Origin of the sequence: Aquibium carbonis, assembly GCF_003970795.1 — a bacterium.
Lineage (GTDB): Bacteria > Pseudomonadota > Alphaproteobacteria > Rhizobiales > Rhizobiaceae > Aquibium > Aquibium carbonis.
Genome location: NZ_RWKW01000103.1, coordinates 24,814 through 35,239 on the forward strand (window position 1 = coordinate 24,814; position 10,426 = coordinate 35,239).

Genomic DNA, 10,426 nt, shown 5'->3' on the forward strand with positions numbered 1-10,426 from the left:
CTCACAAAACGAGGTTGAAGGTCACGTCGTCGCTTCGGCCATCGGCGGCGATGGCGAGCTTCAGTTCCCACCAGCCACCCATGTTGAAACGCACGCCCTCGATGCGGTAGCGGCCTTCGCCCAGCGCCGCCGTCATGGCCGGCGCCGTTGGCAGTCCGTGGCCGTGCTGCGGCATGCCGCCGTCGACCGAAATCGTCGCGTCCTCCACCGGTGCCCCGTCGGGCGTGGTCACCGTCACGATCCAGCTGTGGAGCGGCCCCTGCCGCACAGGCTCGCTTTCCGGCGCAATGGCCACGGTGAACATGCCGGCCTGCGTTTGCTTCGAGCGGGCGAGATCGAGGTCGTCCGGCGGCGGTGCCATCATGCGCCAGCCAACGAAGGCGGCCGCGAGAGCGACGACCGCGACGAGAACGTAGATCAGTTTCTTCATCTTCGCTTCCTGGGCGCCCGGCACCGGGACTGACGTCATCGAACCCTCGGCTCGCATGGAGGGACGAAATGTACGGCTTCCCGTCGCTGGAAGGTCAAGGACGGATTCCCGACCCTCGCCTTCGACCGGCATCGCGTGTAGAGGGAGCCGAAAGGGAGAAAAAGAATGGCCGGACAGGGGGTCGCGTCGATCGGGGAGTGCATGCTGGAACTGTCCGGCGCGGGTGGCGACGACTGGCGCATGGGCTTTGCCGGCGACACGTTCAACACGCTCTGGGCGCTGCGCGCGCTGACGGATGCCGCCCGTCCCGCCGACTATGTCAGCGCTTTCGGCGACGACCCCTTCTCGCGCGATCAGATTGCTTTCATGGGCGATGCGGGCATTGGCATCGCGGCGAGCCCGGTCATCTCCGGCGCGCGGCCCGGCCTCTACGCCATCACGCTTACCGGCGCCGAGCGTTCCTTCACCTACTGGCGCTCCGACGCCGCCGCCCGTCGTCTCGCCGACGACCCCGCCGCACTCGCCGCGTCGCTGAAGGACCGGGCGCTGGTCTATTTCTCCGGCATCACGCTCGCCATTCTCGACGAAGCGCCGCGCCGGACGCTGCTGGCCGCCATTGCGTCCGCGCGGAAGGCTGGCGCCCGCATCGCCTTCGATCCCAACTACCGACCGCGCCTCTGGTCCTCGGTCGATGCCGCCCGCGCTGCCATCACCGAGGCGCTGTCGGTGACGGACATCGCGCTGCCCACCTTCCCGGACGAGCAGGCCCTGTTCGGCGACACGAGGCCCGCCGACACCGCCGCGCGCCTGAATCAGGCGGGCGTTTCCGAAATCGTGGTCAAGGATGGCGCCGAACCGGCGCTCGCCGCCTGGGACGGACGGAGCGAGACGATCCCGGCGGTTTCCGTGACGAACCCTGTGGACACGACCGGCGCCGGCGACAGCTTCAACGGCGGCTATCTCGCCGCCCGCCTCGCCGGAGACGCGCCCAGCGTCGCCGTTCGCCGCGCCCATGCGGTCGCCGCCGCCGTAGTGCAGGTGCGCGGGGCGCTGGCGCCCTTCGAGGTTCTCTCTTCAACATTTGCGAAAAATCAATAACCGCGCTAACTGTCGTATGCATGAATAATATAGTACGTTCCACACTGAACGGAGAACCTCATATGTTTGATTTCTGGACGAACATCAGTGAGGGGCAAGGCGCTGTAGTTTCATCGATTTTTACCATTATTGCTGCTGCGCTTGGCGTTGTGCTAGGAAGTCGACTTTTTGGTGGGAAAGTCACGGATCTAAGAAAGGCATTGCGTCACGCTGAGGAAGCTTTGAATACTCATGAGAGGTCCGTGGACCATAAACTAAGAGAGATACTGGACAACATTAAGTTTGTTGAGGTCAACGTCGTCAGCTCCTTAGAAAAAATTAGCCGTGTGAGCGGTGAAATTGTTACATCCAATTTAGCCGACGAAAATGCCAATCCGGAACAGCAGCAATCAAACATTGAAAGGATACGAAGCGACTGGCGAAAATTAAGCGAGTCACTTGAGGACATCGTCTCAGACGTTTCAATTGATGGCCGGACACGAGCCAAGTACGCTCGAATTGACCGCCGACAATACGGGCAATTGATTGAATCTTATCATGAGGATTTCGGACTACCAAATGTAACAAAGTATCGCCGAGCACTACAGATTTGGCATAAATACAGGAACGGACGATCCGTCCCTACCGACATTGAGGTTCAAGAAATGAGCCGCCTAAGCGCAGAACTAGCGCCAGACTAGCCCAGCCTGAAGCGATACTCCGTCGTCTGGCGGTAACGGTCGCCCGGCCAGAGCAGCGCCTGCGGGAAATAGGGCCGGTTGGGCGAATCCGGCCAGATCTGCGGCTCCATGGCAAAGCCGGCATAGGCTGCGTAGGTCCGCCCTCCGAGGCCCGGCACCGTGCGGGCCACCTTGTGGCCGGCATAGAACTGTAGCCCCGGTTCGGTCGACCACACTTCCATCTCGACGCCCGAGTTCGGCCCTTGCGCCCATGCCATCTGCCGCAGCGGCCCTCTGGCGGCGGCGATGCAGAAATTGTGGTCGTAGAGCACCTGCTCGCCGTCGACACGCATGCCAAGCGGACGCGGCAGCAGGAAGTCGAAGGGTGTGCCTTCGACGGGCTGGACGACGCCCGTGGGAATCAGTTCGTCGTCCACGGGCGTATAGGCGCGCGCTGGAATCATGAGGCGATGACCGAGGACGTCGTTCATCCCGCCATCGTTCAGGTTGAAATAGGAATGATGCGCCAGGTTGCACAGCGTGGGCTGATCGGTGGTGGCGGAAAGCTGGACCGACAGCGTGCCCGGCAGTTTCAGGCGGTAGGTGCAGGCAATCTCGAGATTCCCCGGAAAGCCCATCGCGCCGTCTGGATCGGTCAGCGCCAGCGTGACGAAATCCTGTCCGCGATCCGCCAGCCGCCAGACCCGCTTGCCTGTTCCATGGGCGCCGCCGTGCAGCGTGTGCTTGCCCAGAAAGTTCGTGTCGGCCTGGTAGCGCTGGCCGTCGATCGTGAACCGCCCCCCGGCGATCCGGTTGGCGTAGCGCCCCGCGATCGCGCCGAAATAGGGGGAGTGGATCGGGTAGTCGTCGAAACGTTCGAAGCCGAGCACCAGCGGCGCGTCATGCTCGGCCAGCCACAGGTCCTGCAACACCGCGCCCCAGTTCAGGATACGCGCCGTCAGCCCCCCGCCCCTGATCTCGAAACGGTGCACGGGCTCGCCTTCCGGCGTCGTCCCGAACTCCTCGGCATCCGCCATGCGGCGCTCCCCTCAGCCAGAAGATGCGGGCGCCGCTGCTGGGGGCGCCGCGCCCGTAAAAGCTCCGATCAGAGGCCGAGGCCGCCGATGCAGACGTATTTCGTATCGAGATAATCCTCGATTCCCTGATGCCCGCCCTCGCGGCCGAGCCCACTCTCCTTGACGCCGCCGAACGGCGCCTCGGGCGTGGTGATCAGGCCTTCGTTGACGCCCACCATGCCGTATTTCAGATTTTCCATCACCCGGAACACACGGCCGAGATCGGAACTGTAGAAATAGCACGCAAGGCCGTATTCGGTGTCGTTGGCGAGCGCGACGGCCTCTTCCTCCGTCTCGAACCTGAACACAGGGGCGACCGGGCCGAAAATCTCTTCCTTCATGAAGCGCATGTCCGGCGTCGCGCCGGCAATCACGGTCGGCTCGAAGAAGGAGCCGCCGAGTTCGTGGCGCTTGCCGCCGGTCACCACCTTGCCGCCCTTGGCGGTGGCGTCGCCGATCAGTTCCTCGACCTTCTCGACCGCCTTGCCGTCGATCAGCGGCCCCTGCTGCACGCCCGCGTCAAGGCCGGCGCCGACCTTGAGCTTTGCGGATGCGGCCGCGAACTTCTCCACGAAGGCGTCATAGACGCCGGCCTGAACGAAGAAACGGTTGGTGCAGACGCAGGTCTGACCCGAGTTGCGATACTTGGCCACCATGGCGCCTTCGACGGCGCGGTCGATGTCGGCGTCGTCGAACACCACGAAGGGCGCGTTCCCGCCCAGTTCCATCGATACTTTCTTGACGGTCGCGGCCGACTTCTCGATCAGGATCTTGCCGACCTCGGTCGAGCCGGTGAAGGTGATCTTCTTGACCATCGGATTTGCGCAAATCTCGTCGCCGATCTCGCCGGCCGAGCCAGTGAGGATGTTCACGACGCCAGCCGGAATGCCGGCTTCTTCGCAAAGCACGCCCCAGGCGAGGCCCGAATAAGGGGTCTGCGAGGCGGGCTTCACCACCGTGGTGCAGCCGGCGGCGATCGCCGGGCCGATCTTGCGGGCCAGCATCGACGAGGGGAAATTCCAGGGCGTGATGGCGGCGATGACGCCGACCGGCTCACGCGTCACGATGATGCGGCGATCGGCCCACGGCGACGGCACCACGTCGCCATAGGTGCGCCGCGCCTCTTCGGCGAACCAGAGGATGTATGCCGCCGACGCGCCCACCTCGCCCTTGGCCTCGGCCAGCGACTTGCCCTGTTCCAGCGTCAGCAGTTCGGCCAGCGCATCCTGGTTCTCGAGGATCAGGTCATGCAGCTTCCGCAGCATCTTGGAGCGTTCGTTGGCCGTAGTCTTCTTGAACGTTTTAAAGGCCTTGTCAGCCGCCTCGATGGCGCGGCGCGTCTCGGCCTTGCCCGACTTCGGCACGGTGCCGAGCTTCTGCCCATTGGCCGGATTGGTCACGTCGAGGGTCGCGCCGGAGTCGGCCTTTACCCACTCGCCGCCGATCAGGTTGGACTGACGCATGTAGGGGTTGGATTTCTGCAGCATCGTTACGTCTCCTGCCGCCTTCATCCGGCGGCCAATAGTTCGATTTCCTTGACAAGCGCGGTCTCGACCTGAAGGCCGTCGCGGCGAAGGCGGTCACGAATAGCCTGCCGCCTCGAACCTGGCAACCGGGCGCCTTCCGTGCCGGCAACCATCGCCGCCATTGCCGCGAAGCGGTCCAATGCGTGGGCGCCACCGAATGCTTCGGGGTCGATTGCGATGAGCAGTTGCCCGGTCCCCGGCGCATCGCCCTCGGCATCGAAGAAGGACGACTGCTCGTAGGCGTAGTTCGCGCCGGTCAGCCCGGCGCAGAGCAGCTCCACCATCAGCGCCAGCGCCGTGCCCTTTGCGTCGCCGAGCGGCACCATGGTCCCGCCGAGCGCCGCTTTCGCGTCGGTCGTCGGCATTCCGTCGGCGTCCAGCGCCCAGCCCTCGGGGATCGGCTCCTGCTTCTGGTTCGCCGCCATGATTCGGCCGCGCGCCACCTTCGACATCGAGACATCGACCACGATCGGCGCGCCTCCGGCGGTCGGACAGGCAAAGGCGATCGGGTCCGTACCGAAGAGCGCACGGCGCCCGCCCCAAGGGGCGATGGCGGCCGGCGCATTGGAAAACAGCAACGCGACGAGGCCTTTTTCGGCCAGGGTTTCCACGGCCAGGCCGGCAACGCCGGCGTGATGCGACCGGCGGATGCCGGCAGCCGCGATGCCCTGCACCGGCGTGATTTCGACGAGTTCACGCGAGGCCAGGTCGAGGGCCGGATAGGCAAAGCCCAGAGCGGCATCGACCGACACCGCGCCTGGCCGGATGCGCGTCGCGGTCGGCGTGGCATGGCCGTTCACCTTGCCGGCCTTCGCCTGCGCGGCATAGGCCGGCACGCGGCGCAGGCCGTGGCCGCCCTGCCCCGCCAGTTCCGCCCCGATGAGGGCATCGGCGACGACCGTGGCGTTGTCCGGCGCGGTCTTCGAGGCCGTCAGCGCCGCGCTGACGAGCGCGTGCGCCTCGGCGACGGAAAGGCGTGTGTCGGACATCAGGCCTTCTCCAGATGGGCGATGACCGTGTCGGCGATCAGGTCCGATACGCGCACGTTCGACTCGACCGTCACGCCCGCCACATGCGGGGTCAGGATCAGGTTGTCGATCCCCTCGAAACGCTTGCCTTCCGCCGCCGACAGCGGTTCCTCGGCGAAGACGTCGAGCGCCGCGCCGCCGAGCCGCTTTCCGCGCAAAGCATCCGCCAGCGCCGCCTCGTCGACCACGCCGCCGCGCGCGGCGTTGATCAGGATCGCGTCGGGCTTCATCGCCGCCAGTTGCCCGGTTCCGATCATGTTCCGCGTCGCATCGGTCAGCGGGACGTGCAGGCTGACGACGTCGGAAAGCGTCAACAGGCCGTCGAGCGAGACGTTGCGGGCGAACTGCCAGGCCGGATGATCAGCCATCAGCATGGGATCATAGGCCACGACGTTCATCCCGAAGGCCTGCGCCCGCCAGGCGACCTCGCGGGCGATCGAGCCGAGGCCGACGAGGCCCATCGTCTTGCCCGCCAGTTCGCGGCCGATCAGCTTCTGGCGCGGCCATGCACCGCCCGCCACGTCGGCAGTGGCGAAGAAGGCGCCGCGCAGCAGCGTCATCGCCGTCGCCATGACGTATTCAGCCACCGAGAGATCGTTGGCGCCGGTCGCCGGATAGACCGCTATGCCGCGCGCGCGGCAGGCGTCGACGTCGATGTTGTCCAGCCCGACTCCGAGCCGCCCGACGCAGGTGAGGGCCGTCGCCGCCGCCAGCAGATCGCCGCGCACCTGCGTGCGGTTGCGCACGACGAGCGCCCGCGCGCCGGCGACGGCCGCCCCCAACTCGTCCGGCCGGTCGACGAGCGCCGGATCGTAGAGCGTGTCGAACCGCGCCTTCAGCCGCCCGACGGCCCCCTCGTCCATGAACTCGGTGATGACGATGTCGGCCATGCGCGCCTCCTTCAATCGATCCGCGGACGCGCCGCGCGCCGGAGACGGCCCGCGTCGACGGTCCCGATCCAGCCATCCTATGGCATATCTACAGCCATCATCCCGACATGCCGGAAGCCGCCGTCCGCGCGGCGCAGGCCGACCGAGCCCTCACGCGCTCCTGTAGAGCTTCGTCATCACGAATTCGCGGTGCCCCAGCGCCTCGGCCGCCGTGTTGCGGCCGTTGGCCGTGCGCACGATCATGTCGATCAGCGCGTCGCCAGCCTCGTCGATGGTCATCTCGCGGCGCAGGATGCCCGACACGTCGACGTCGACATGCTCGCCCATGGTGCGCACGGTGCGCGGATTGGCGGTGATCTTGATCACCGGAACGATCGGATTGCCCACCACGTTGCCCTGCCCAGTCGGGAAGGTGTGGATGACGAAGCCGCCGGCCGCCATCAGCGTCACGCATTCGGCCGCGGCCGAAGAGGAATCCATGAAATAGAGCCCCTTGCCCGACCGCGGTGCCTCGGCCGGCTCCAGGATGTCGATGTATTTCGACGTGCGGCCGATCTTTTCCAGGTTGCCCAGCGCCTTTTCCTCGATCGTGGTCAGGCCGCCCTCGATGTTGCCGCGCGTCGGCTGGCTCTCCGAGAGATCATTGGTCTTGAACTGCTCGATCACGCTCGTCTGGTAGGCCTTCCACATCGCATACCAGCGCTCGCCCACTTCGGGGTTGATCGCGCGGGCCTTGGCGATGTGCTCGGCGCCGGTGATCTCCGACGTCTCGCCGAAACAGCCGTAGATCCCTTCCGGCAGGAGCTTGTCGTACATGTTGCCGACCGTCGGACACGAACCCAGCCCCGTCGTCGTGTCGCTCTCGCCGCATTTGGTCGAAACCCAGAGGTCCGAGATCGAGCACTCCTCGCGCTGCAGTTCTGTGGCGTAATGGACGAACTCCTTGGCCGTGCGGCTGGCGTCCATGATCGTCTTCAGGTCGCCGTTCTGCTCGATCGAGAAGCCCGCGACCGGCTTGCCGGTGGCCGCGATGCCGTCGACGATCCGCTTGGTCCAGCCCGGTTCGATCCCGATCACCACCACGGCGGCGACGTTGGGATTGGCGCCGGTGCCGATCATGGTGCGGAAATGCAGGTCGAGATCCTCGCCGAACTGCAACCGGCCATAGGCGTGCGGCAGCGCCAGCGTGCCCTTGATGTTGTTGGCCACCGCCTCGCAGGCCGCGTTGGAAATGTCGTCCACGGGCAGGATCACCACGTGGTTGCGCACGCCCACGCGACCATTGTCGCGGCGATAGGCGCGGATCGTCATGTTGGAATATTTCGAGGCCATCAGCCCGCCCTTCCCTGAAAACTGCGCGGCCGCTCGCGCGACGCGCGAACCGGCTACCAGCGCTTGGTCTTGAGATTGTGCACGTGGACGTGCTCGCCCCGGCCCACCTTGGCGACGAAGCGGCCGATATCCTCGCCATACTTCATCGCCGTGTCGCCGGCCTCGAGATCCTTCAGGGCCACCTTGTGACCGATCGGGATGTCGGCCTTCGCCTCGATCTCGAAGGTGGAATTGTCGGCGGTGACCACGGCCATCATGCTGGTGCCCGCCTTGAGGCCTTCGACCACCACCACCCCGACATTGTCGTTGTGGTCGTGAACCAGGAGGTGCGGAATGCTCATCGGTTTCCCTGTGGTTCCTGTCGCCCGCCGGCAACGCGCCGCAGGTCTTATATAAGATATAAGATAGGAAATGCTGGCAGAGTCAATCGGCAGGATGCTATCAAGGCCGGGTTCGCGCGGGATTTCGACATGAACCACACCGTCTTCGCCTACCGGCCCCTCTACGTGCAGGTGCGCGACCAGCTCGTGCGCCGGCTGATCGACGGCGAGTGGCAACCCGGGCAGCTCATCCCCTCAGAAATCGAGCTCGCACGCGAAATCGGCGTCAGCCAGGGAACGATCCGCAAGGCGCTGGACGCCATGACGACCGAAAACCTCCTGATCCGCCGCCAGGGGCGCGGCACCTTCGTCGCGCGCCCGGAGGAGAGCCGCATCCTGTTCCAGTTCTTCCGCTTGGTGCCCGACGACGGCAAGCCGAGCTTTCCGGATTCGGCCATTCTCGACCTGCGCCCCGCGGAGGCCACGGGGGACGAGGCCTCTGCGCTGGACCTCGCGCTTGGGCAGCCGGTCTGGCGCATCGAACGGGTGCGCACGCTGGCTGGCGCGCCGCTTCTGGTCGAGACGATCACGCTGTCCGATGCCCGTTTTCCCCGGTTCGGCGAACTCGCCGCCATCCCGAACAACGTCTATGGCCTCTATTCGGAGCGCTGGGGCATCACCATCGGCCGGGCGAGCGAGAGGCTGAAGGCCGTCGCCGCATCGCCGTCCGACGCCGCCGCGCTCGGCTGCGCGGTCGGTACGCCGCTGCTCAGCGTCACCCGCGTCGCGCTCGACCTCGAAAGCAAGCCGGTCGAGCTGCGCGTCTCGCGCTGCCTCACGGAGGCCGTGCACTATTCGTCGGAACTGGGGTGAAGTCGATCAGCCGTAGATGGCGTGCAGCACCATGATCCAGAAGGAGGTGGTGACGACGCCGAGCCCGGTCGCCAGCGTGATCGTGTTGGATGCCAGCGCCTGTCCGGTGCCGAACTGCACCGCGATCAGATAGCAGTTGACGCCCGCCGGCAGCGCGGCCGTCAGCACGGCCACGGAGGCGACCAGCGGCGGCAGGCCAAACAGCATCGCCATGCCGAGCATGATCGCCGGCATCATCATCAGCTTCAGCATCGCCAGGGTCACCCCCGGCCGCAGGTTGCCCGAGATACCGTATCGCCTGAGCCCGAGCCCCATGGAAAACAGCGCCAGCGGGCCGGCGATGTTCCCCAGTCCGTCGACGAAACGTGCGGCAAGCGAAGGCAGCGGCCAGCCGGTCAGGCGCCAGGCGAGCCCCGCCACGATCCCGATGATCAGCGGATTGGCGGCGAGCTTGCCGACGAAGGTGCGGACGAGATCGAGGGGGCGGAAGCCCTTGTCGCCGCCCTCCAGCACCGCGAAGACCACGATTGTGGCCGCCATCATGGCGCCGAGATGCACCGAGACGATCAGCGCCAGCACCTCGAATCCTGCCTGGCCGTAGACGCCGAGCACCAGCGGAATGCCGAGCAGCACCGTGTTGGAAAAGGACGCAGAGACCCCGCCCACCACGCCCGCCCGCGCGTCGCGGCCAAAGAGCCGCGTCGTCACCAGGTGCCCGATGGTCCAGGCGATCGCGACCGCGGAAAAATAGGCCGCCCACAGCGCCCAGGGCGCGGCGCCGTGAAAATCGGCTGACAGCATGGTTCGAAACAGAAGCAGCGGCAGCGCCACGCCCACCGCGAACTCGCCCAGCGCCTCGCCGGTTTCGGCGCGAAGATAGCCCGTCAGACCGGCCAGATAGCCGATGGCGACGAGACCGAAGATGAACAGCGCGGCTTCCACTTGGGGAGACATCGCCGCGTGATACGGGAAAGCGGCGGCAGGCGGAAGGGGGTGGCGGATCGCCTGCCCGAATGTGGAAGAAATCGACCCTCGGGACCGGCCGCGAAAAAAGTTTCGTCCGCCAACCCGTTGTTTTCCTTTGCGTCCGCGGGCCGCTCGCCAGTCTCCCTTCGTTTTTTTCATCCACGCGCCCGCCGCCACGCGCATAATTCTCGGCAGTTCCTTCCGCGGGGCCACCGATCATGACGGTGA

General features: G+C 65.9%; 11 protein-coding genes. 3 read left to right on the plus strand and 8 right to left on the minus strand.

All coding sequences use genetic code 11. The features are described 5' to 3' along the window. Window position 1: 1 nt before the first annotated feature. Window positions 2-469 (minus strand): FixH family protein, encoded by a 468-nt coding sequence (locus tag EJC49_RS22490; protein ID WP_245453527.1) that lies wholly within the window; start codon window positions 467-469, stop codon window positions 2-4. Window positions 470-595: 126 nt separating this feature from the next. On the opposite strand from EJC49_RS22490, the gene EJC49_RS22495 reads away from it, so the two are divergent. Together EJC49_RS22495 and EJC49_RS22500 are read left to right on the plus strand one after the other, a co-directional pair. Next, window positions 596-1,528 carry a sugar kinase gene (locus EJC49_RS22495; RefSeq protein WP_126702173.1) on the plus strand — a complete coding sequence of 311 codons (933 nt, stop codon included), beginning with the start codon at window positions 596-598 and terminating at the stop codon, window positions 1,526-1,528. Between the two features lie 62 nt (window positions 1,529-1,590). After that, a complete protein-coding gene (locus EJC49_RS22500) occupies window positions 1,591-2,208 on the plus strand; it encodes a hypothetical protein (RefSeq protein ID WP_126702174.1) in 618 nt (205 codons plus the stop codon). Here EJC49_RS22500 and EJC49_RS22505 read toward each other — a convergent pair. The 6 genes from EJC49_RS22505 to EJC49_RS22530 all read right to left on the minus strand — a co-directional run bounded on the left by EJC49_RS22505 (window position 2,205) and on the right by EJC49_RS22530 (window position 8,380). Next, window positions 2,205-3,224: an aldose epimerase family protein gene (locus EJC49_RS22505; protein ID WP_126702175.1), complete on the minus strand. Its 1,020-nt coding sequence runs from the start codon at window positions 3,222-3,224 to the stop codon at window positions 2,205-2,207. The genes EJC49_RS22500 and EJC49_RS22505 overlap by 4 nt on opposite strands. Before the next feature lie 68 nt (window positions 3,225-3,292). Then, entirely contained in the window at window positions 3,293-4,750 is a 1,458-nt protein-coding gene (locus EJC49_RS22510; RefSeq protein WP_126702176.1) for an NAD-dependent succinate-semialdehyde dehydrogenase, read from the minus strand. Between the two features lie 20 nt (window positions 4,751-4,770). Continuing rightward, window positions 4,771-5,778: an Ldh family oxidoreductase gene (locus EJC49_RS22515; protein WP_126702177.1), complete on the minus strand. Its 1,008-nt coding sequence runs from the start codon at window positions 5,776-5,778 to the stop codon at window positions 4,771-4,773. Then, window positions 5,778-6,707: a hydroxyacid dehydrogenase gene (locus EJC49_RS22520; RefSeq protein ID WP_126702178.1), complete on the minus strand. Its 930-nt coding sequence runs from the start codon at window positions 6,705-6,707 to the stop codon at window positions 5,778-5,780. Before EJC49_RS22520 ends, EJC49_RS22515 begins: the two co-directional genes overlap by 1 nt. 150 nt (window positions 6,708-6,857) lie before the next feature. Further along, a complete protein-coding gene (locus EJC49_RS22525; protein WP_126702179.1) occupies window positions 6,858-8,039 on the minus strand; it encodes a UxaA family hydrolase in 1,182 nt (393 codons plus the stop codon). Between the two features lie 53 nt (window positions 8,040-8,092). Continuing rightward, window positions 8,093-8,380, minus strand: a complete 288-nt coding sequence (locus EJC49_RS22530) for a UxaA family hydrolase (protein WP_126702180.1) — start codon at window positions 8,378-8,380, stop codon at window positions 8,093-8,095. A gap of 129 nt (window positions 8,381-8,509) precedes the next feature. Between EJC49_RS22530 and EJC49_RS22535 the strand changes: the two genes are divergently transcribed. After that, complete coding sequence (locus tag EJC49_RS22535) at window positions 8,510-9,232, plus strand: GntR family transcriptional regulator (RefSeq protein ID WP_126702181.1); 723 nt, start codon at window positions 8,510-8,512, stop codon at window positions 9,230-9,232. Between the two features lie 6 nt (window positions 9,233-9,238). Here the strand turns inward: EJC49_RS22535 and EJC49_RS22540 are convergent, their stop codons facing one another. Beyond that, entirely contained in the window at window positions 9,239-10,186 is a 948-nt protein-coding gene (locus tag EJC49_RS22540; RefSeq protein ID WP_126702182.1) for an AEC family transporter, read from the minus strand. Window positions 10,187-10,426 lie beyond the last annotated feature (240 nt).